The 21,378-nt window shown below is 63.5% G+C and carries 23 protein-coding genes; 17 read left to right on the forward strand and 6 right to left on the reverse strand.

From position 1 onward, the window contains the following. Window positions 1-12 precede the first annotated feature (12 nt). The 3 genes from C995_RS0110530 to C995_RS14055 form a co-directional block, all read right to left on the reverse strand. Window positions 13-777 (reverse strand): capsule biosynthesis GfcC family protein, encoded by a 765-nt coding sequence (locus C995_RS0110530; protein ID WP_018864902.1) that lies wholly within the window; start codon window positions 775-777, stop codon window positions 13-15. Window positions 778-794: 17 nt separating this feature from the next. Next, a complete protein-coding gene (locus tag C995_RS0110535) occupies window positions 795-1,334 on the reverse strand; it encodes a YjbF family lipoprotein (protein ID WP_018864903.1) in 540 nt (179 codons plus the stop codon). Window positions 1,335-1,481: 147 nt separating this feature from the next. Continuing rightward, the gene (locus tag C995_RS14055) at window positions 1,482-1,790 is read right to left on the reverse strand and encodes a hypothetical protein (RefSeq protein ID WP_081618894.1); all 309 of its coding nucleotides are present in this window, start codon (window positions 1,788-1,790) and stop codon (window positions 1,482-1,484) included. A gap of 277 nt (window positions 1,791-2,067) precedes the next feature. Here C995_RS14055 and C995_RS0110540 point away from each other — a divergent pair, with 277 nt between their 5' ends. Next, a complete protein-coding gene (locus C995_RS0110540; protein WP_018864904.1) occupies window positions 2,068-2,523 on the forward strand; it encodes an RT0821/Lpp0805 family surface protein in 456 nt (151 codons plus the stop codon). 112 nt (window positions 2,524-2,635) lie between these two features. Here C995_RS0110540 and soxB read toward each other — a convergent pair whose 3' ends face one another. From soxB to C995_RS0110560, 3 genes are all read right to left on the reverse strand, one after another. After that, window positions 2,636-4,444, reverse strand: coding sequence for a thiosulfohydrolase SoxB (gene soxB, locus C995_RS0110545; protein ID WP_026279068.1), 1,809 nt, complete (start codon window positions 4,442-4,444; stop codon window positions 2,636-2,638). A 406-nt stretch (window positions 4,445-4,850) separates the two neighbouring features. Continuing rightward, window positions 4,851-6,293: a M48 family metalloprotease gene (locus tag C995_RS0110555; protein ID WP_018864907.1), complete on the reverse strand. Its 1,443-nt coding sequence runs from the start codon at window positions 6,291-6,293 to the stop codon at window positions 4,851-4,853. Window positions 6,294-6,351: 58 nt separating this feature from the next. After that, window positions 6,352-6,663: a hypothetical protein gene (locus tag C995_RS0110560; RefSeq protein WP_018864908.1), complete on the reverse strand. Its 312-nt coding sequence runs from the start codon at window positions 6,661-6,663 to the stop codon at window positions 6,352-6,354. Window positions 6,664-6,927: 264 nt separating this feature from the next. On the opposite strand from C995_RS0110560, the gene C995_RS0110565 reads away from it, so the two are divergent. The 16 genes from C995_RS0110565 to C995_RS0110640 all read left to right on the forward strand — a co-directional run bounded on the left by C995_RS0110565 (window position 6,928) and on the right by C995_RS0110640 (window position 21,180). Beyond that, window positions 6,928-7,257 (forward strand): rhodanese-like domain-containing protein, encoded by a 330-nt coding sequence (locus tag C995_RS0110565; protein WP_018864909.1) that lies wholly within the window; start codon window positions 6,928-6,930, stop codon window positions 7,255-7,257. Window positions 7,258-7,397: 140 nt separating this feature from the next. Next, on the forward strand, window positions 7,398-7,628 hold the full coding sequence (locus tag C995_RS0110570; RefSeq protein ID WP_017941140.1) for a sulfurtransferase TusA family protein: 231 nt from the start codon (window positions 7,398-7,400) through the stop codon (window positions 7,626-7,628). A gap of 187 nt (window positions 7,629-7,815) precedes the next feature. After that, window positions 7,816-8,490, forward strand: a complete 675-nt coding sequence (locus C995_RS0110575) for a 4Fe-4S dicluster domain-containing protein (RefSeq protein ID WP_017941141.1) — start codon at window positions 7,816-7,818, stop codon at window positions 8,488-8,490. Between the two features lie 45 nt (window positions 8,491-8,535). Then, the gene (locus C995_RS0110580) at window positions 8,536-9,942 is read left to right on the forward strand and encodes a heterodisulfide reductase-related iron-sulfur binding cluster (protein ID WP_018864910.1); all 1,407 of its coding nucleotides are present in this window, start codon (window positions 8,536-8,538) and stop codon (window positions 9,940-9,942) included. Window positions 9,943-9,965: 23 nt separating this feature from the next. Next, a complete protein-coding gene (locus tag C995_RS0110585; RefSeq protein ID WP_018864911.1) occupies window positions 9,966-10,994 on the forward strand; it encodes an FAD-dependent oxidoreductase in 1,029 nt (342 codons plus the stop codon). Next, on the forward strand, window positions 10,933-11,805 hold the full coding sequence (locus C995_RS0110590; protein WP_018864912.1) for a hypothetical protein: 873 nt from the start codon (window positions 10,933-10,935) through the stop codon (window positions 11,803-11,805). Before C995_RS0110585 ends, C995_RS0110590 begins: the two co-directional genes overlap by 62 nt. Before the next feature lie 49 nt (window positions 11,806-11,854). Continuing rightward, window positions 11,855-12,571: a 4Fe-4S dicluster domain-containing protein gene (locus C995_RS0110595; RefSeq protein ID WP_018864913.1), complete on the forward strand. Its 717-nt coding sequence runs from the start codon at window positions 11,855-11,857 to the stop codon at window positions 12,569-12,571. Then, window positions 12,564-13,475, forward strand: coding sequence for a CoB--CoM heterodisulfide reductase iron-sulfur subunit B family protein (locus C995_RS0110600; RefSeq protein WP_018864914.1), 912 nt, complete (start codon window positions 12,564-12,566; stop codon window positions 13,473-13,475). Before C995_RS0110595 ends, C995_RS0110600 begins: the two co-directional genes overlap by 8 nt. A 95-nt stretch (window positions 13,476-13,570) precedes the next feature. Further along, on the forward strand, window positions 13,571-14,017 hold the full coding sequence (locus C995_RS0110605; protein ID WP_018864915.1) for a glycine cleavage system protein H: 447 nt from the start codon (window positions 13,571-13,573) through the stop codon (window positions 14,015-14,017). An 8-nt stretch (window positions 14,018-14,025) separates the two neighbouring features. Further along, complete coding sequence (locus C995_RS0110610) at window positions 14,026-14,433, forward strand: DsrE family protein (RefSeq protein ID WP_018864916.1); 408 nt, start codon at window positions 14,026-14,028, stop codon at window positions 14,431-14,433. Window positions 14,434-14,470: 37 nt separating this feature from the next. Beyond that, entirely contained in the window at window positions 14,471-14,908 is a 438-nt protein-coding gene (locus tag C995_RS0110615) for a glycine cleavage system protein H (RefSeq protein ID WP_081618895.1), read from the forward strand. 76 nt (window positions 14,909-14,984) lie between these two features. Next, window positions 14,985-16,166 (forward strand): radical SAM protein, encoded by a 1,182-nt coding sequence (locus tag C995_RS0110620; protein WP_018864918.1) that lies wholly within the window; start codon window positions 14,985-14,987, stop codon window positions 16,164-16,166. Continuing rightward, window positions 16,159-17,250 carry a biotin/lipoate A/B protein ligase family protein gene (locus C995_RS0110625; protein WP_018864919.1) on the forward strand — a complete coding sequence of 364 codons (1,092 nt, stop codon included), beginning with the start codon at window positions 16,159-16,161 and terminating at the stop codon, window positions 17,248-17,250. Before C995_RS0110620 ends, C995_RS0110625 begins: the two co-directional genes overlap by 8 nt. A 37-nt stretch (window positions 17,251-17,287) precedes the next feature. Beyond that, on the forward strand, window positions 17,288-18,370 hold the full coding sequence (locus tag C995_RS0110630) for an NAD(P)/FAD-dependent oxidoreductase (RefSeq protein WP_018864920.1): 1,083 nt from the start codon (window positions 17,288-17,290) through the stop codon (window positions 18,368-18,370). A gap of 50 nt (window positions 18,371-18,420) precedes the next feature. Continuing rightward, the gene (locus tag C995_RS0110635; protein WP_026279069.1) at window positions 18,421-19,593 is read left to right on the forward strand and encodes a radical SAM protein; all 1,173 of its coding nucleotides are present in this window, start codon (window positions 18,421-18,423) and stop codon (window positions 19,591-19,593) included. Between the two features lie 249 nt (window positions 19,594-19,842). Next, entirely contained in the window at window positions 19,843-21,180 is a 1,338-nt protein-coding gene (locus C995_RS0110640) for an OmpP1/FadL family transporter (protein ID WP_018864922.1), read from the forward strand. Window positions 21,181-21,378: the final 198 nt, after the last annotated feature.

Below are 21,378 nucleotides of genomic sequence, written 5' to 3' on the forward strand. Positions count from 1 at the left end.
GAGGTGTAGCATTCATGGCAGTTCCCGAATTGTGCAGTTGTCACCCGGCAGTCGGGTTGCGAGAAAGCGGGGCAGGCGCTGGTTGAGGAGATCGCCCTCCACCGAGCTGCCCAGGTCGCGAACATGTAGATGCGCCATCACGCGGGTCCCGGGAGCGATCGTGGTGTCCTCGCGGTTCCAGGGCGCGACCCCGAATACGTGGACCTCCCCCAGTGGTGTAACCACGGCGGCGGTGTCGGTGCCGCGCAATGCGGCGCGCGAGGGCTTGTCCAGCACATCCTGCAAGGTCATGCCGGGAGTCCATTCATGACGGTCGACACCGTCCAGCGACCACAACTCCACCCAGTCGGGTGGGGTGCAGTACCCCATGTGCTCGATGTCTGTCTGCGCTGGTGCATGACGCAGATTGGCGAGCAGCCAGGGCAGGTCGAGGCGTTCCGCACTGCGAACCTGCGGTGATGCGTCCATGGCATCGACCGTCTGGTTCCAGGTATCCAGCGCCTGAGCCACTTCGGGCCGGCCGCCGACATCCATCGTTTGTCCGATCAGTTCGATCTCGGCCAGAATCCGCCTGCGTTCGTGCTCGATGGGGCGCACATCGCGGCTCCGCAATGCGAAGCCGTAGGCCCAGTCGATGGGCTCTGACAGTTCGTCCTGCCAGGTCACCCAGCTATCGGCAAGGGATTCCTCGGCGGGCTCTTGTTCGGCCGAGCCAACGTATGGGGCAAGGGCCAGCAGACCCGCGGCCAGCCAAAGGGAGTGAGAATGGTTGCGCATTAGACCTCCTGAGATGGCTACCACCAGGGTCGGGCCACCTGCCAGGCGATCGAGGGACCGTCCGGCCAGGCCTGGCCGTCGTAGGCCCACAGGTCGAGTGTTTCGGGGTCACGCCAGAAATCGGCGCGAGTCGTTCCGGCGCCTTCCCAGTCGATGCGTTCGCGGCAGCGCTCGAGTTCCAGGGTCGCCAGCGGCAAGTCCCGCGACGTGCGAGTCCCGCATTCCAGCGTGCCTTCGCCGACATGCCGTACGACCGTGCCGGTGGGTCCGCGCACATGGCGCTCGACGCGATAGGTGTCGGGGGTTGTCTGGCGCCAGGGGGGCGAGTCCGCACCGGGGTGGTGTGTCCCCAGCAAGTCCTGTTCAAGGCCGGATGTGGCAAACAAGCCGCCGTCACGCAGTTGCAGCGAGAGGCCCTCGGCGCTCGGCCAGTAGGTGTGCTCATTGGAGGTGGCCCCCAGGATCACCAGTCCCTGGTGATCCTCGGTCTCCACCGCCAGCGAGGCATACGGGATCTCTTCCGCATGGGAGCTTACGTCCGGGCCGCCCGAGACCATGCCCTGTAGTGATGCCCCAAGCGGCGTGGGACCCCCGCTGCCACAGCCCGTGACCACGCTCACGAAAACCCCAAGCCCCAGACATGCGAAAGCCGCCCGGAGGCGGCCTTCACGAAGGAAGTGCGAATTGGTTCGCATGGGCTTTCGCTACCGAGTGCCCGTCGCCGGGGTGGTACCGGTGCCCGGGGTCGTGCCGGTGGAGGCAATCAGGCCCACGAGACGGCCGGAACGGGTCGCGGTACGGGAGACGGCGCCCGGTTCTGATCGGGCCGCCGCGGAGATGCCGCCGGAGGCCGAGCCGCCGGCTGCCGGCGAACTGGGGTTCCCCTGCGGGGCACTGGCGCTGGCGCCCGCGCCGGCACCAGCAGAGCCGCCCGCACCAGCCGACTGCGCCATTACCGGGCCGGATACGAAAAGACTGGCAACAATTGCCGTGGCAAATATCTTCTTGATCATATTCACATTCCTCGCTTCACTGGGGGTGTCTGTTACCCGGTGGACAGTCTAGGAAGGAGGGCCCCGAGGGAACAGGGGGGCCAACCAATTCTGAGAGGTCAGTACGAGGTTTCTCGCACGTGTTTTGAACGGATTGGAAGTTTTGCGGCCTGGAGGTCACATTCGGCCGGCGGGGTTCCTTCTGTCTGCTTTCTTCACGCAGTGTTCAGGTCTCGCTCGCTAGCCTGATCACTGTAGTTGAGCAGCGCGGTCACGTGGCCGCGCAACGGAGGCAGAGATGAAGAAGGCAGTGGTGTTAGCGGCGGTGGCGAGCGTGGTCTTTCTGCTCGCCGGGTGCCAGACCCCGCCCACCAAGGAGCAGACCGGGGCGGTGATTGGTGGCGCGGCCGGTGGGGTGATCGGTTCGCAGATCGGAGGCGGCCGGGGACGCACCGCCGCCATTATCGCCGGGACCCTCGCCGGAGCGGCGATTGGCGGGTCCGTGGGTCGCACGATGGATCAGGTGGACAGGCAGCAGGTGTCGCACACGCTGGAACACAACCCCGATCAGCGTGCTTCGACCTGGCAGAACCCCAACACGGGTTACGAGTATCGGGCCACGCCCACTCGCACGTACCGGTCGGACGGTCGCGACTGCCGGGAATACGAGGTCGAGGCCACAATGAACGGGCAGCCGGAGACCGTAACCGGCACGGCCTGTCGCGACGACCAGGGGCGCTGGGTGAATCAGTAGCCTGGGCTGTTCGACCACCTTGCCAATCGTTTGACTGGTGCCCGACAAGAAAAGCCCCGCGTAAAGCGGGGCTTTGGGTTCCGGTGCACCGGAAATGCGTGGCGGACGGTCGTCAGCCGCGGTACATGACCTCGGTTGTGGGCACGTAGCCGAGGTTGTCATCGCCGATGTTCTTGACCTTCGGTTCGTTCAGGTCGGTGATGCGCACACCATCGGTCTGGTCACGCAGGTACTCGGCGACGCTGTCCCAGATCATCGTGCCCGTGCCCCCGGCCGGTTCGCGCTGGACGCTGGCCCAGCCCGCTACCACGTATTCCTTGTCCGGGTCGATCTTGCGACCGTCGAGTTCCATCTCGGAGATGCGGTTGCCGATCTCGCCTTCCGGGTTGATCGCATACCGGAGGCCGCCCACGCGCACCATGTCGCCGCCCTGCTGGTAGAACGGGTCGGCGTTGAACAGGTTGTCGGCGACGTCTTCAAGGATGTCCTTGATCTGTGCGCCAGTCATCGCGTTGCGGGTGGTCTCCGGGTAGGTCAGGCCGGTCTGGTCCATCACGTGCTCGAAGGTGATCGGCATGCCGGGGAGGACCGTCGTGCCCCAGCGGAAGCCCGGCGAGAACGCGATCTGGGCATCATGGACCTCCATCAGCGCATCGCAGATCAGCTGATCGAAGGTGCCGTTGAAGTTGCCGCGACGGAACAGCAGGTCCTCGGCGACCGCCAGTTCCTCGGAAAGCTTCTCCTCCATGTTGAAGGTTTCGCCGTTCCAGGTGACGTCCTGGCTGCGCATGTTGTCGATGAAGGACGCCATCTCCGGATCTTCGTCCAGCAGGTTGGCGAACACCGGCACGAGGCGGTATTCCCAGTCCTGGATCTTGCCGTCGCGGAAGTCGAAGTCGAGCACGCCGACGAACTTGGCGTTGGAACCGGCATTGGTGACCAGGCAGGTGCCGCCATCGGGGCGTTCCACCGGCAGCGGCTGGGGTACGGCATCATGGGTGTGGCCGCCCATGATGGCGTCCAGGCCCTCGACCATGCCGGCCATCTTGATATCCACGTCCATGCCGTTGTGCGACAGCGCGACGACGATCTCGGCGCCTTCCTCGCGCGCGGCATTGACCTGCTGCTGCATGTCGTCCGGGCGGATGCCGAAGGACCATTGCTCGATCATCCAGCGCGGATTGGCGATCGGGGTGTAGGGGAAGGCCTGCCCGATCACGGCGACGTTGACGCCGTTCATTTCGCGGATCACGTAGGGCTTGAACACGCGATCGCCCCAGTCCACGTCGGTGACGTTCTGCGCGACAAAGTCGATGCCCGCATCGGCGAAGTCGTTGTCGATGACTTCCTGCACGCGCTCGTCGCCGTAGGTGAACTCCCAGTGGCCCGTCATGATGTCGATGCCAAGCAGTTTCTGTGCATCGACCATGTCCTGGGCGTTGGTCCACAGCGCGGTGCCGGACCCGCCGCCCCAGGTGTCACCGCCATCCAGCAGCAGGGCGCCCGGGCGCGAGTCACGCAGCTTGTCGACCAGTGTCTTCAGTTGGGCGAAGCCCCCGACACGGCCGTACTGTTCGGCGGCCTCCATGAAGTTCAGGTTGGTGTAGGCATGCGCAAAGATGCTGTCGCGCGGGATGTCGTAGTGCTTGAGGAAGTGCTCGCCGACGATGTGGGGCGGACGGTTGCGCATGTCGGCCACGCCGATATTTACGTTCGGTTCGCGGAAGTAGATCGGCTTCAGCTGGGCATGGCTGTCGGTGTAGTGCAGCAGGTGCACGTTGCCGAAGCGATCCAGCATCTCGTACGGGTCTCCCGAGGTGCCGTACTTGCCATTGGCGGCCGGGGCGCAGCCCGCCAGGGGGAAGCCGGCCACGCTGGCGGCCGCCAGCAGCTGCATGAATTCTCGCCGTGAGATATGCATGAGGGTCCTACCTCTCTTCTGTGGTTTATTCTGGTTATGGGGCTCGAAGCAGCAACACAGACGCTGCGTCGATGGGGAACATTCCCCGAATCCGAAACTTGGTGCTGCTCGGCAATGGCCTGATCAAGTTGCCGCTTTGCCCGGCTCGGTGCGACTTCACGAATGATGGCCCACTGGCCCCGGAGGGCGTCTGCGTGTGCCAGTACTCCCGAGCGTGTTCCTCCGTGTCGCGGGAGGCAGGGAGCTTCCGTGGCCCGAGCACCTCATAAGTGTCGTGCTCTTCGTTGGCGCTTGTCCGCATCCGAACAAGTAGCTTTCGTGTTCGACCTTGCAGCAGCCGGGGGCGGACGACTCTTCGAGAAATCCCTGTACGGCCGGCAACGCGCGACTGCATGAAACATTCGGGCTAGCGGCGTTGTTCGCGGACCTCCCGCGCCGTCTGCTTGGCCGTGTCGCGCTTGTCCTCGATCCGCTGGATATCGCGCTCGCTGGCATCGCGTGCGTCGATGGCGGCCTCGAACTGACGCACGGACTCTTCGTACTGCGCCCGGTGGAAGAAATACTCGGCCATGGCCTCGCGGCTGATCGCAATATAGCCGGCCGCGTCGGCGATGTCTGCCTTCAGTCGCAGCAGCTCGGGGTTGGGCGCGTGTTCGTGGCGAATCATTTCGTTGACGATGCGGATGGCACGGTCCGGGTTGCCCAGGTCTCGGTGCACGCGGGCGAGCAGCTCGCGGATCACCGGGTGTCCGGGGTAGACCGCATCCAGGTCGTTAAGGATGTCCAATGCCGCTTCGTGGTCCCCGCGTTCGCGTTCCAGTGAGGCACGGGCAAGGTCCAGGGTCATGCCGGGGGCCTCCTCGACGGGGATCTCCTCCAGCCGTTCGGCGGCGCGTTCCAGTTCCCCGCGCTCCAGGTGCGCGACCATGGCGCCGTAGATCTGATGCGGTGTCGGGTCGGACGCCCCGCGGTGAATCTCGATCGCGCGGCGCGGATCCTTCAGGGCGCGGGCTCGGGACTGCATCCATTGGAACTCGGGCCCGCGGTTGCGTGTATCCACCGCCGGCATCCCGGCTGCGCGGTTGCGGGCGTCGGTAATGCGATCGAGCGTGACCGGGTGGGTGCGCAGGTACTCGGGGACCGCGTCACCGACGCCGCGCGAGAGTTCCTGCAGGCGCTCGAAGAAGTCCGCCATGGCATTGGGGTCGAAGTCCGCGCTGGCGAGGATGCGCATGCCCGCGCGGTCGGCCTCGGCCTCGTTGGCGCGCGTATAGTTGATCTGCTGCTGAATGCCGCCCGCGACGCCACCGGTGATGATGGCGGATCCCAGGGTCGGGTCGGCCATCGATGCCAGTACGCCGGCGAGGATCGCAAGGCCGGTGGTGAAGTTCACCTCGCGCCCGCGCGCGAACATGCGGGCCAGGTGGCGCTGGGTCACGTGCGCGATTTCGTGGGCCATGACGGCGGCCAGTTCGGCCTCGTCGCGGACCTCGAGCATCAGCCCGGAATGCACCCCGATGATGCCGCCGGGCATGGCAAAGGCGTTGACCTGGCCGTTGTCGATCGTCAGGAAATAGAACGGGCCATCCGCGTCGGGTGCATTCGCGAGCAGCTGCCGGCCCAGCGAGTCGACATAGAAGGATACTTCCGGGTCCGTCACCAGCGGCAGGGACCGGCGAATCTCGCGCAGCAGGGAGCGGCCGAGTTCGCGCTCCTCGGCCGGGGTCAGTATGCCGCCGGAGGCATCGCCCAGATCGGGTAGTGCGGTTCCGGAGGCCGAAACCGTCGGAGCTCCCAGCGTGAATACCAGGAGCAGGGTTGAAAACAGTGCGAAAAGCGAAGTCTTCATGCGACGGAGGCCGGCCGTTGGGGCCGGCCTCCGAAGGTTATGGGCAACGTGGGTTCGGTTATTTGCCGAGGCCCGGAGCCGAAGAATACGTACGCATGCTGTCACGGGTTTCCCAGAGCTTCGGCTTGAGCATGGCTTCCGGAACCATAAACTTCTTGCGATCCAGCACCTTGTGGGTGCGCACGATCTTGACCACGTCGTCGTACTTCAGCTTGAACAGCAGGCCGACATCGCCGCCGGAGGTGCGGCGCACGATCATGTAGTCGTCTTCCATGCTGTGCACGTAGATGTTGGCCGGGCGCAGCTTGCCGTTTTCTTCCTTCAGGGTTACGGCGTAGTGGCCGTCGACCTGGAATTCGCTCTTGTCCACCGCAAAGTCCTCCGCGAATGAATCTGGGGGTTGACCGTCTGCACGCGCCCGCCCGAGAGCCGGGCGCGTCCATCAGTATTTGCTTCAACTCGGAACGATAGCACGACTTCCATCCGCGAGAGAACAAACCACCTGTCACGCGTCCGGCAAGTTTGCATTTGTGGCCCGTTTCGCTATTCTCCGCGCCCATCCTTCGCGACCGGTGCCTGTTGGCGGGATCCGTGAGCGAGGCAGGCGCGGTTCAGCACACTTGGAGTGGCACACATGTACGGATTCTCGGAGATCACGGCCGACGAACTCGAGCAGTGGCGAGCGGAAGGCAAGGACTTCCGGCTTGTCGATGTGCGCTCCCCGGGCGAAACGGCCCGTGGCGTGATTCCCGGCGCAGAGCTGGTGCCACTTACGGTCCTCCCCCTGCGCAAGGACGAGTTTCTGGGAAGCGACACGCCGCTGGTCCTGTATTGCCAGAGTGGGGCCCGTTCCGCGCAGGCCTGTGCGTTCCTCGCACAGCAGGGCCTGGAAACCGCCAACAGCCTGCGTGGCGGTATCGTGGGGTGGGCGCAGTCCGGCAAGTCGGTCGTCACCCCGGATTAGAATTCGGTTGTATTCCGATCCCGTTTCCCCTATAAGGGTGGATTCGGCTGGCAAGGGTTCGATCGTCGTGGTCCCCAAACCACCCCGATTGGTACCTCAGCACCCAACTGATTTTGGTAACGCACTAAAGGAGACACACCATGGCCAACTTTGACCAAGAACTCGACGCTTCCGGCCTGAACTGCCCGCTGCCGATCCTGCGCGCCAAGAAGGCCCTGGCGGCCATGGACGCCGGTCAGGTTCTGCACATCATCGCCACCGATCCGGGTGCCGTGAAGGACTTCCAGGCCTTCGCCAAGCAGACCGGCAACGAGCTGATGGAACACAAGGAAGAGGGCGGCAAGTTCTACTTCCTCGTGAAGAAAGCCTAAGGCGTCTCTAAGTGCCTGAAACGGGGCGGCGATCCGGAAGGGTCGACCGCCCCGATTCCTGAAAAACGACGGTTGCCATGCGGTAACTGGATAGGTGCCTGGACGCGGTCTAGGCTGGCTGAGCAAGGTTCTCAAGAAACCTGCATCGCCAACAGCGAAGAGGTGACATATGGCGACATACGCTGAGATGCAGCAAATCTTCGACGACATCCGCGGAGATTTTCGCTACGACCACGAACTCAACGGCTGTCTGAACTGCGGCATCTGCACGGCGACGTGCCCCTCCGCTCAGTTCTATGACTACTCCCCGCGCGAGATCGTCCAGCTGCTGTGGACCGAAAACGTCGAGCAGATCTACGACGCGATGCAGGAAAAGATCTGGGCCTGCGCTCAGTGCATGACCTGTGCCGCTCGCTGCCCGTTCAAGAATTCCCCTGGTGGCCTCGTCGCGATCATGCGCGAGGTGGCCATCAAGCACGAAATGCAATCCGCGAAGGACGTGCTGCGCCCGTTCGGTCGCGTGATGCTGAAGCTGATCACGACGGGCAACCAGCTGTCGCCCGACATGATCCAGCCCGACCACTTCCCCGACTGGGGTCCCAATATCCAGAAGGTGGAAGGCGACCTGCGCATCCTGCGCAAGGCGATTCCGGTGAAGACGCTGCAGACGGTCGAGACCGCCTGGGAAGTGTCCCTGAAGACCTCGGTCGAGATGTACACCATCTGGGAAATGACCGGGGTGCTCAAGTCCCTCGAGCTGATGGACGAGAACCTCTTCGACGTGATCGAAGACTTCATCGACGAGAAGCGCGAGGACTACGAAGACTGGCTCGAGGAGCAGGAAGAGGAAGACGACGAGTAAGTCGTCCCGTTTCCGACTCCACTCCAGGACATCAGGAGAAGCGTTATGAGTGAACAGACCCCAGGCAATCACAACCAGAACGGCGAGGGTGCCGGCGCCGGCACCATGAAGCCCGGCTTCCACAACACCGACGGCCAGGGCATCGCCGGTCACGGCTCCTTCTTCCAGGCGACCGACCTGTCGAAGGAAGACGCGATCAAGGCGACCGACTGGGTGCGCAAGCATGTCGACCGCCGCACGATCGACCTCGGCGACCGTATGGATGACATCCGCGAGCATATGTACGAGCTCGAGAAGGATGGCCAGATCATCATCCATCGCATCAATGACGAACACGAGCCGGCGACGGTGAATACCCTGTTCGGCTGGGAAAAGAAGGTCCCGACCAAGCAGCTGTGGCACCACAAGTCGTGCGGTCAGTGCGGCAACATCCCGGGCTACCCGACCTCGCTGCTGTGGTTCATGAACAAGTTCGGCTTCGAGCCGGGCAAGGACTACCTCGACGAGACCGACCAGACGTCCTGCACCGCGTGGAACTACCACGGCTCCGGCATCGGGAACGTCGAGTCGCTGGCCGCGGTGTTCCTGCGCAACTTCCACCAGGCCTACGTCTCCGGCAAGCAGCACGGACACGAGCTGGGTCATTTCTACCCGCTCGTCCACTGCGGCACCTCCTTCGGCAACTACAAGGAGATCCGCAAGTACCTGGTCGAGTCCGCCGAGCTGCGCGAGAAGGTCACCAAGATCCTCGGCAAGCTGGGTCGCCTGGTCGACGGCAAGCTGGTCATCCCGGAAGAGATCATCCACTACTCCGAGTGGGTGCATGTGATGCGCAACCGCATCGCTTCCGAGCTGCAGACCATCGACGTGTCCAACATCCGCACTACCTCCCACGTGGCCTGCCATTACTACAAGATGGTCCACGAGGATGCGGTGTATGACCCGTCCGTGCTGGGTGGCAACCGCACCGCGATCATCACCTCCACTGCCCAGGCCCTGGGTGCGCAGGTGATCGATTACTCCACCTGGTACGACTGCTGCGGCTTCGGTTTCCGCCACATCATCTCCGAGCGCGAGTTCACCCGCTCGTTCACGATGGATCGCAAGATCCGCGTGGCCCGCGAGGAAGCCAACGCCGACGTGATGCTGGCCAACGATACCGGCTGTGTCACCACGATGGACAAGAACCAGTGGATCGGTAAGGCCCACAACCAGAACTTCCAGATTCCGATCATGGCGGAAGTCCAGTTCGCGGCCCTGGCCTGCGGCGCGGATCCGTTCAAGATCGTCCAGCTGCAGTGGCACGCATCGCCCTGTGAAGACCTGGTCGAGAAGATGGGAATCTCCTGGGACGAGGCCAAGAAGACCTTCCAGGAATACCTGAAGGAAGTCGAGGCCGGCAATATCGAATACCTCTACAATCCTGAGCTCGCTTACGGGGGCAAAGTCTGATGCAGCAAGATACTGTTCTAGTAGTGGGTGGCGGCCCGGCCGGGCTGGCCGCCGCCGCCAATGTCACCTCGGCCGGTTTCAAGGCCGTGATGGTCGAAAAGGAAGACGTCCTGGGTGGCGCGCCGATCCTGTCGGGCTACGCCAAGCTGGTGCCCTCCGGCGAGTGGGCGAAGGACGCCATCGGTCGCATGGTCAAGCGTGTGGAAGACGATTCCAATGCGACCGTGCACAAGGGTGCGAAGGTCGAGAAGCTGGATGGCGAGGCCGGTAACTTCACCGCCACGCTGACCAATGGCGAATCGGTCCAGGCGGGCGCCGTCGTGCTGGCCACGGGCTTCACCCATTTCGATTCCATCAACAAGCCGGAGTGGGGCTTTGGCACGTACGAAGACGTGCTGACCACCACCCAGATGGAACAGATGGTGGCCTCCGGCAAGATCGCCTGCCCGTCCGACGGCCGTGTGCCGGAGCGGGTCTGCATCCTGCTGTGCGTGGGTTCGCGCGATCGCCAGATCGGTCGTGAGTGGTGCTCCAAGATCTGCTGCACCGTCTCCGCCAACCTGGCCATGGAGATCAAGGAGATCTCGCCGGAAACGGACGTGTTCATCTATTACATGGACATCCGGACCTTCGGCCTGTACGAAGACAAGTTCTACTGGAAGTCCCAGGAAGAGTTCAAAACCAAGTTCGTCAAGGCGCGTATCGCCGAAGTCACGTCCTCCGGCGACGGCCGGCTGCTGGTCAAGGGCGAGGACACCCTGGTCAAGCGTCCGATCGTAATCCCGTTCGACATCGTCGTGCACGCCATCGGGATGGATCCGAACGCCGACAACCCGGAAATCTCCCAGGTCTTCGGTGTCGGGCTCGAGAAGCACGGCTTCATCGAGAAGGCCGAGCAGTACACCAACACCTGTGGCACCACCCGCAAGGGAATCTACTCCTGCGGTGCGGCCTACGGCCCCGAGACGATCGACGACTCGATCACTCAGGGTGCCGCCGCCGGTGGTCGCGCGGTCGCGGACCTGCATGCGCTGGTTTCGAAAGCCGGCTGAGGTCGTCAGCGACGAAGCGGCTCCGGGTGTGAACCCGGAGCCGCTGCAGGTGACCTTTGATCAGGAGATCCTCGCGACGAAGCTGAACAGCCTGAACGAGGCCATCGCCGAGGCCGGCGGGGTTGACGGGCTGGAAACCTTCATCGAGGCATTGCGCTCCAAGCACGAAGTGTTTGCGGGTGTGGTCGCGAAAGGCGACGACATGGATGCCGAGGACCTGCGTACGCTCGCCGGTCTGGTGTTTGCGGTGCGCCGCAAGCTGGCGAGCGTGATGGGTGAACGTCAGGGGGCCCTCGTGGACGGGATGCGCGCTCTGGTGCGCCCGGATGCGGACCTGGACTCGCGGCTGGAGGCCTTTGCCGACCTGGCCGGCGACGACAAGAAACTGCGACGCGGGTTTTGGGACTTCGGTGCCGAGATCCTGCATTTCGCGGATCCCGAGACGGTCCCGCTGGCCACGCGCTGGGTGTGGGACACGGGGACGACGACTGGGGCGTTGCGCGAGTTTATTCGCGGGAACGACACCCTGCGGTCGATTCCGATTGGCGAGACCGTCGGCGCGATCGAAGGGGCCAGACGCTGGTTCTACGATGCGCTGGCCGAGGAAGGCTTCTACCGCGACCTGCCGTTTGTCACGGATCTGGTCTGGGTGCAGGCCTACTCCGACTACGCGCGTTCGCTGTCGATGAGTCTGGGCATGATCGACAACCAGTTCGGGGCGAAGCAGGACCCGCTGGAGCTGGGCGTAAAGCTCCTGGGGATCGATTCCCCGGAAGGACGCCTGAAAGGTCACGATGCGTCGCTGCATTGAATAATGGAACGAACTTGAGCCTGGTAGCACAGGTTTTCGGAGAGACGTCATGGCAATACATGAAAAGGCACTGATCGAGGACGAACGCCTCCAGCAGCACGACGAGCTGGTGGTCGACGGCGTGGACGTGTCCGGACACTGGAACACGATGATCGCGCCGCGGACCGTTCGCGATTACGACGACGATTTCGAGACGAAGATCCAGGGCTATGCCGGTGGCGAGTATGTGCACCGCTGCTGGCAGTGCGGGTCCTGTACCAACTCCTGCACCATGTACGCGCAGAACGTGCAGTTCAATCCGCGCTACTGGATCTACCTGACCCGCCTGGGCATGAAAGAAGAGCTGGTCAAGGACAAGGACATCATCTGGCAGTGCGTGTCGTGCAACAAGTGCACCAACATCTGCCCGAAGGACGTGAAGCCGGAAGGCGTGATGAAGGCCCTTGCGCACTGGATGGAAGAGGAAGGGATCACCGAGAAGGCCCCGTCGACCATCTTCGACGAAGAGTTTGCCGATCAGATCTACAAGACCGGCCGCATCGAAGACGGGAAGGTGATGCAGAACTTCTTCAAGAAGACCGGTCAGCCGCTGGTCCAGGAATGGCTGAAGGTGTTCATCTTCCGCATGATGAAGCACCTGCCGGTGAAGCACCTGATGGCGATGGGCATGAACACCGTACATACGCCGCGCACCAAGTCCTGGGGCAAGACCGGGGACGTGCTGAAGAACTACGTGCGCGAACAGAAGGAGGCCGCTCATGGCTAAGGTTGCTTACTACCCGGGTTGCGCCCTCGAGGGGTCCGGCGGCCCGTACGACCGCTCGACGCGCGTGCTGGTGAAGGCGCTGGGTCTCGAGATGGAGAACCTGCGCGACTGGAACTGCTGCGGTGCGATGGAGGTGAAGAACATCCATCCGATGCTGCAGACGTACCTGTCGGCCCGAAACATGGCCATCGCCTCCGAGCAGATGGGCATGGACACCGTGATGGCCCCGTGCAACGGCTGCTATCACAACCTGAAGAAGGCCGAGTACGAGACTGCCACCTCCCAGGACGCGATGAATACCGTCCAGGATCTGGCGCGCAAGTCCGACGACCCGGTCTACACCGGTGACGTGCGCACCCTGCATCTGCTCGAGTGGCTGATGGAGGAGCTGGGGCCCGAGGGCATCAAGCAGAAGATGACCAAGAGCCTGAACGGCATCAAGATCGCCAACTACTACGGCTGCATGTACACCCGGCCGCGCCAGATCTTCCCGGAGAAGGACAACGGCCCGGGCTCGGATTCGAGCTACCAGCCGCACTTCATGGATGACCTGCTGGGTGCCGCCGGCGCGGTGAACGTGGACTATCCGTTGAAGACGTCCTGCTGCGGCGGTGCGCACACGCTGTCGGATTCCGATACCTCGACCCAGCTAGTGCTGAACCTGCTGCAGTCGGCGGAGGATTCCGGGGCCGAGGTGATCGCGACCGAGTGCCCGACCTGCCACTCCGGTCTGGAGATGCACCAGGTCCGCGCCGAGACCGAGTTCGGCATCAAGACCGACGTGAAGGTGCTGTACTTCACTCAGCTGCTGGGTCTGGCGATGGGGCTGTCTCCGCGCAAGCTGGGCATCCACGAGAACGTGAGTGATTCCATCGGGCTGCTGAAGGAGAAGGGGGTCATCTGATCCCCGGATATCTGGCCCGCATGGCCCAGTAGTATCTTCGAAAAACGGGCGCCTGGCGCCCGTTTTTTGTGTCGATGCCGGGAACGAGGCGAAACATGGATTGCAACGGTTGCGAGTTTCATCCCGAACTGTTCTACGACGACGAGTTCCAGATCTGGTTGCGCCGCGAGGACGATGACACCCTGACCGTGGGGATGACGGATCTGTCGCAGACGATCGCGGGCAAGATCATTCACGTGCGCGTGCGCCGTCCTGGCACCCGGCGGCCGCCCGGGAAGCCGGTCGCCACCATCGAGAGCGGCAAATGGGCCGGTCCGATACCGAACTTCATCGACTGCAAGATCGTCGAGGGCAATGAAGAAGTGCTGGAGAATCCGGTGCTGTTGAACTCCGACCCCTATAACGCATGGATCGCGCGTGTCGAGGCGACCAACGGCGCGGACGCCGCGCTGGAGCAGTTCCTGACCGGTGACAAGGCCGAGGAAGGCTACTGCAAGCGGGCGAAGGATGAAGACATCGAGTGTCAACGCAAGCTGCGATAGAGGGCACGATGGCCGATCTGGACAACGAATATTACCTGGACAACGACGAGCAGACGGTCGTGTTCATCATGACCTCGGGCCCGTCGACACCGCAGCGTTGCGCGACGCCGTTCTATCTGGGGGCTGTGATGGCCTCGATGGACGTGGACGTGTACATCTTCTTCACCATGGAAGGGGTTCGCCTGATGGAGAAGGGGGTGGCCGACGACCTGAGGGCCATGGAAGATGGCAAGCTGATCAAGGATTTTATCCAGGACGCAAAACGCGCGGGCGTGCGTTTGCACGTTTGCCAGCCCGCTTTGCCGGGGTATAGAATCGACGCGTCTTTGGATCTCATCGACGAGGTCGATGAAGTGAATCGGGCGAGCGAGCTGGCGGACCTGATTCTGCGTAGTGATAAAACGATAACGTTTTAATTTTCCCGCATTATTACTTTCACGCTTGGAGGAAAACATGGGCGCAGTACGGGGTTGTGATATTCCGGAAGATCTGATGTACAACGTTGAGAACAACGTGTGGGTGCGCAAGGAAAGCGACGGTACCGCGACCGTGGGCCTGACCTCCTACGCGTGCTCGCTGGCCGGCACCATCGTGTCCTTTACCCCCAAGAAGGTCGGCAAGACCGTGAAGAAGGACAAGTCCTGCACCACGGTGGAATCCGGCAAGTGGGTGGGTCCGGCGAAGACCCCGGTGACCGGTGAAGTGACCGAAACCAACGAAAAGGTCGCCGCCAATCCGGGTCTGATCAACGAAGATCCCTACGGCGAAGGCTGGCTGATCAAGCTGAAGCCGGAAGACTGGGACGGCGAAGTCGGCGACCTGAAGACCGGCTCCGACGCCCTGGCCGCGTTCGAGGCCAAGATGGAAGCGGACGGTTTCGGCGGCTGCTGAGTCAGCGTCTCCCTACGGCCGCCGTTCCCCAGTGTTCGGCGGCCTTTTTTGATTCTGTGGTATCCGGAGCAAGCTGATGACGACCTGGAACGAGGTAATCCAGCGGGTCGAACCCCTGGAAGACATCCCTGTCGATGCGGCGTTGGTGAACGATCTCCAGCAAAGCATTCAGCGGGGCTCCGATCCCGGATCGGTGCATTTCTATACGCCGACGTTCAAGTCGTACCAGACAAGCGAACTCGCTGATTGCGGCAAGAGCGCCTGGCCGGCGATGTCGATCACCGGGGGCGACTGCAAGCTCGCCTGTGATCACTGCAAGGCCAAGATCCTGGAGCCGATGATCCCGGTGCGTACGCCGGAAGACCTCTGGGCCCAGGTGAACAATGTGATCGAGTCCGGCGCCCAGGGCATGCTCCTGACGGGCGGCTCGAATCACCGCAACGAGGTCGAGTACGACCCGTACTACTCCACGATTCGTCGTATCAAGGACGAATTCCCCGAATTTCGTATCGCGCTGCACACGGCGCTGGTCGACGACAACATCGCGACGTCGATGGAGCAGGCCGGCATTGATGCGGCGATGATGGACGTGATCGGTGCCCAGGACACGATCACGCAGGTCTACCACCTGCGCCGCAGCGTGGATGACTTCGAGCAGACGCTCGAGAGCCTGGTGAACACCAACATGAAGGTGGTCCCGCACATCGTGATCGGCCTGCACTACGGCAAGCTGCTGGGCGAGTGGAACGCGCTGGAGATGCTCGCGCGCCACCTGCCGGATGCCGTCGTGCTGGTGGTCGTGATGCCGTTTTACGCCCCGGCCAGTCGCCCGTTCGAGACCCCGGATGTGCATGCGGTCGGGCGCTTCTTCCATGATGCGCGCGAGCGTCTGGGGGATACCCCGCTGCTGCTCGGCTGTGCGCGTCCGCCGGGCGAGGCGAAGAGCCAGATCGACAGCTATGCAGTGATGGCCGGCCTGTCCGGTATTGCGCACCCGGCCGAGGGTGTGGTCGAACTGGCCGCGCGCCTGGGCAAGAAGGTCCGCGTGACGCCGGCCTGCTGCTCGATCGCCGTCGGCGACGAGGTGATGGCGGAGGACGGCACCTCTGCGGAGAGCGGAGTCGAAATCGATCTGGACACCATCGTGGCAGAGGAGGCCCGGCGTCGCGAGCAGGAACGCAAGGCGCGCCAGGGCCTTGGCGGGATCCGAATCGTGACCGAGGGCAACGCCGCGGCCGGAGGGGGTTGCCATGTCTGAGCGCGACCAGAAGACCCTGCGCGTCCTGGACACCGGGCTGCGCCCGGCGGCCGAGAACATGGCCTTCAACCGGGCCCTGCTCGAGTGCCACCAGGAAGGCGTATCGCCGCACACCCTGCGCTTCCTGCAGTTCGAGCCCTGTGCGCTGGTGGGCTTTCATCAGAACGTGGACCAGGAGATCAATACCGAGTACTGCAAGGAAAACGGTATTGCGATCCAGCGCCGGATCACCGGCGGCGGCGCGATCTACTTTGATTCGACCCAGCTCGGCTGGGAGCTGTACCTCGACAAGCGTTTCCTGGGGACCGCGGACATGGGGCAGATCGCCCAGCGCATCTGCAATGCCGCCGCTGCCGGGATCCGCACGCTGGGCGTGGATGCGCAATTCCGCCCGCGCAACGACATCGAGGTCGACGGGCGCAAGATCTCCGGCACGGGAGGCGCATTCGACGGCGACTCGATCATGTACCAGGGCACGTTGCTGATCGAGTTCGATGTGGAGGACATGCTGCGCATCCTGCGGATCCCGGCCGAGAAGCTCTCCAACAAGGCGATCGAGTCGGCTCGCGATCGTGTGGTCAATCTGGCGACCCTGCTGGGCGAGCGACCGGATCTGAACCACGTGAAGGACGCGATTGCCAGGGCCTTCGCCGAGGAGTTCGCGGTCGAGCTGGCCCCCTCGGATCTGCTGCCCGAGGAGCAGAAGGCCTTCGAAGAGGCCCTGGCCGAGATCGATACCGAAGAGTGGGTCTACCAGCGCAACCGCCCGGCCACCGATGCCCCGATGTTCGAGAGCATTTTCAAGTCCGACGGCGGTCTGATGCGCGTCGGTGTCGCGCTGGACCCGGAGCGCAAGCGCCTGAAACAGCTCTGGCTGACCGGGGACATCTTCGTCAAGCCCGCGCGCACCATCGCCGATCTCGAGGCGGCCCTGCGCGACACGCCGCAGGCCGAGATGGAAGAGCGCGTGCGCGCCTTCTTTGCCGAGCGCGACGTCGAGATGCTGCAGTTGACCGTGGATGACTTCATTGCGGCGATCCAGTCCGCCCTGGCGATGGCCGAGACCGAGGAATCGGCGGGATGACGGTCCTGTGGGCGCCACTGGTCGGGGGACGGCCGTAATGCTCCCCGAGAAGGTCGACGTCCTGGTGGTCGGGCTGGGGCCGGGCGGTGCCTCGGCGGCACGCGTGTGCGCGGCGGCCGGGCTGTCGGTCCTGGCGGTCGAGCGCAACAAGGCCTTCGGGGAACCGGTGCAGTGCGCGGAGTTCATCCCCAACCCGATGGGCGCCTATGCCCAGGCGGAGGGGGTGCTGTTGCAGCGTATCGACTCGATGCAGAGCTTCCTGCCCTCCGGGGCTGTGGAGCACTCCGACTTCCCCGGGCTGATGGTGGATCGCGGCGAGTTCGACCGCGCGATCATCCAGGCGGCGCAGGCCAATGGCGCACAGCTGGTGACTTCGACCCCGCTGCAACGCGTGGATGCCGAACGGCATGTGGCGACCGTGAAGCACCAGGGGCAGGAACGCGCGATCGAGTACCGGGTGCTGATCGCGGCCGACGGCCCGCATTCCCCGGTAGCCGAATCTTTGGGTCTGCCTGCGTTGCCGGTGGTGCAGACCCGCCAGTACACGGTGCCGCTGAAAAAGCCCTATACCGCGACCGACGTCTGGCTGTCGGACGACTACCCGGGTGGGTACGCCTGGCTGTTCCCCAAGGGGGAATGGGCGAACCTGGGGTTGGGTGCCGACAAGCGCATCGACAACGACATGAAGACGCCGCTGGATTCCCTGCATGCCCAGCTCGTCGAGCAGGGGCTGCTGGGCGAGGAGATCCGCCACCGTACGGGCGGCGCGATCCCGGTCGGCGGCCTGCGCGATTCCCTGTACCGGGGCGATGTCCTGTTCGTGGGCGATGCCGGCGGGTTTACCCATCCGATTACCGGGGCCGGGATTGCCGCGGCCGTGGTGTCCGGCGAGGCGGCGGGCGAGGCCGCGATTGCGCATCTCGAGGGTGACGCCGAGGCCTTCGACGATTACGATGAGGAGATGCGCGATCAGTATGGTCCGGCCCTGGAGCGCGCCTGCAAGCGCCGCGCGTTCCTGAACGAACACTGGCGAACGCCGCGGGCGCAGGAAGACGCCACGCAGCGCCGCGGATGGATTGCATTTTCCGAGTATTTCAACGATGGTGACCAGGCCGCGTAGGCCCGGTTGGCGGGTGCCCCGCACCCGGTGAACAACGCTGGAGGAATTCCATGAGTGCAAGTGCAGAGGAGATGGTCGCGCCGATCAACTTTTACCGGCCCGACTATCACATCAAGACCCCGGACATGCGTTCGCCGGAGTACGTGCAGATGTCCACGGCGGCGGCGATCACGCTGGGCCTGGTGCCGGGTACCATGCACCGCACGTCCTGCACCCACTGCCTGAACCTGCTGGTCACCTACCCGGAAGGCTGCCGCGCGAACTGCTCCTACTGCGGCCTGGCGCGCCACCGCGAGGAATCGCGTGACTACGCCGACCGTAACTTCATCCGCGTGGACTGGCCGACCGCCCGCTACGACGAGGTGATCGAGCGCGTCAAGAACAACTCCGACGCCGGTCAGTTCGAGCGCATGTGCATCTCCATGATCACGCACCCGAACTCCGACGCCGACACCGTCGAGCTGCTGGAGAAGTGGGTCGCCGAGGTCAACCACATCCCGGTGTCGATCCTGTCCAACCCGACCACCATGAGCTACGAGGACCTCCAGCTCCTGCGGGACAAGGGCGCGGACATCTTCACCGTCGCGCTGGACGCGGTGACCCCGGAGATCTTCGAGCGCACCCGCGGCAAGTCGGTCGAGAGCCCGCACACCTGGGACAAATACTGGCAGGCAATCGAGTGGGCCGCCGAGATCTTCGGCCCGGAGAAGTTCGGTGCCCACCTGATCTGCGGCATGGGCGAGACCGAGGAAGAGATCCTGCAGGTCTGCCAGCGCATCCGCGACCTGGGTGGCCACAACCACATGTTTGCCTTCTTCCCGGAAGAGGGCTCGCTGATGGAAGACTGGAACCCGGTGCCACGTGACCAGTGGCGCCGCGTGCAGCTGGGCCGCTTCGTGATCGACTACGCCGGCGGCCGTATCGACGACATGAAGTTCAACGCCGACGGCCAGGTGGTGGACTTCGGCCTGCCGCAGTCCGAGGTGGACGAACTGATCGCCTCCGGTAAGCCGTTCCAGACCTCCGGCTGCCCCGGCAAGTCGGACGAGGAAGTCTCGGCCTGTAACCGCCCCTACGGCGATTCCAGCCCGACGGACATCCTGTCCTTCCCGTTTGCCCTCAACTCGACGGACGTCGGGTTCGTCCAGCGGCAGATGGCCGGGGAGGAGGTCGGCACCTTCGACTTCGACGCCGACGAGGCCGAGGACGAGAAGTCCGCATAAAACTCGATGTATGCCGAAAGCCCCGGTCTCCGGGGCTTTCGCACGTCAGGGGGTTGATTAGGCGTTTTGAATATTCAGGTTTCGAGCGGGGATTTTTCAGGGGCCCCGCCGAAAGAACTCCCGGGGGGATGGGTCGTCCACCCGCGAGCGGTCACTGCACCACAAAACCGGACCGGCGGCAGACAAGGGGGCCGCAGGTAACCGGGGTGCCGGGGCCATAAAACAAGAAGACCACCAAAGGAGAACAACATGGAAGCACGCATCATTCGCCGCAGTCTGGTGACGGTCGCGGTCGGCCTTGCGATGGGCACCGCCGGCGTTGCCAATGCCACCAACGGCTACTTCTCGCACGGCTATGGCACCAAGGCCAAGGGCATGGGCGGGGTTGGCATGGCCATCTCCCAGGACGCCTACGCCCCCGGCATCAACCCCGCCGGCATCGCCGGGATGGAAACCCGCTTCGACGCATCGGTCGCCTACTTCCGTCCCGAGCGCTCATTCGAGGCCAGCGATCCGCACCGGCCACCGGAGCAAGGTGAATTCCCGCTTGCCGGCGGCAGTGTTGACAGCGACAGCAACAACTTCTTCATTCCCTCCCTCGCCTTTGTCCAACAAATAGACGAAGACCGTTCTTGGGGTGTTGCCCTTCTTGGGAACGGTGGTATGAACACGGACTACCCAGCAATAGCCAGGGATTGCCCGGATCCACAAGGGGGGACGGCGCCTGTTCCCGGACGAGGTGTTTTTTGCGACGGGACTGCGGGCGTGAATCTCGAACAGCTCGCAATCATCCCAACCTACGCTCAGAAATTCATGGATGGACGAGTAAGCGTCGGGTTCAGCCCGATCATCAGCTATCAGCGGTTTAGCGCGGAAGGGATTAGTACCTTTGGTGAGATGAGTGAAGACCCCGATAACCTGAGTAGCGGCCGGACGGATTCCAGCTGGGGATATGGTGCCCAGGTCGGGTTCCAGGCGGAACTGGCCGAGGGCGCCCGCGTTGGTGCGAGCTACCGCTCCAAGATCCGTGCGGGCGATTTTGATCGCTATGCCGGGTTGTTTGTGGATGGCGGGGACTTTGACATTCCGTCGACCTACGGGCTGGGCTTCTCGGTTGACGTCACGCCCAACGTGACGCTCTCGGCTGACTACCAGAAGATTCGGTATTCCGAGATTGATGCTATTGCCAACCCATCTGCAAATATCTACGGCTTCATGATGGGTGATCCAGATTCACGATTCGGGGGATCTAGTGGCCCCGGGTTTGGCTGGGATGATGTAAACATTTTTCGGTTCGGCGCCCAGATCGATGGCGGTAACGGCTGGACCTGGCGGGTGGGCTACAATCGTGGCGAAAACCCGATCAGCTCGGACGATGTGACACTAAACATCTTGGCGCCAGCCGTGATGGAGGACCACTTCACTGCCGGTTTCACTCGCGAGTTTGGCCAGCACGAAATCAATTTCGCCGCGATGTATGCGCCTCGTCAACGAGTGAGGGGCGAGAACTTCCTTTACGAAGGACAAGACGTCGAGATCGAGATGCGGCAGTACGAGCTCGAGATCGGGTACGCGTACCGCTTCTGATCGATTGCGCCCGGGCGGCCGTGAGTAGGCCGCACCGGTGCCCGGCGCGGGCTTCGGGATGAGCTGCCGGCCCTGGAGGATGGGCTGGTGCCGCTAGGGAGGGCGGACGGTGCCGGACACCGGGACCCATCGGGGGGTGGGGCCCGGGCCGTTTCGTCGGAAGGCATACTGATCGAGCCTGTGCTCGAGCAAGCAAAA

The sequence above is a fragment of the Thioalkalivibrio sp. ARh3 genome (assembly GCF_000377265.1).
Lineage (GTDB): Bacteria > Pseudomonadota > Gammaproteobacteria > Ectothiorhodospirales > Ectothiorhodospiraceae > Thioalkalivibrio > Thioalkalivibrio thiocyanoxidans.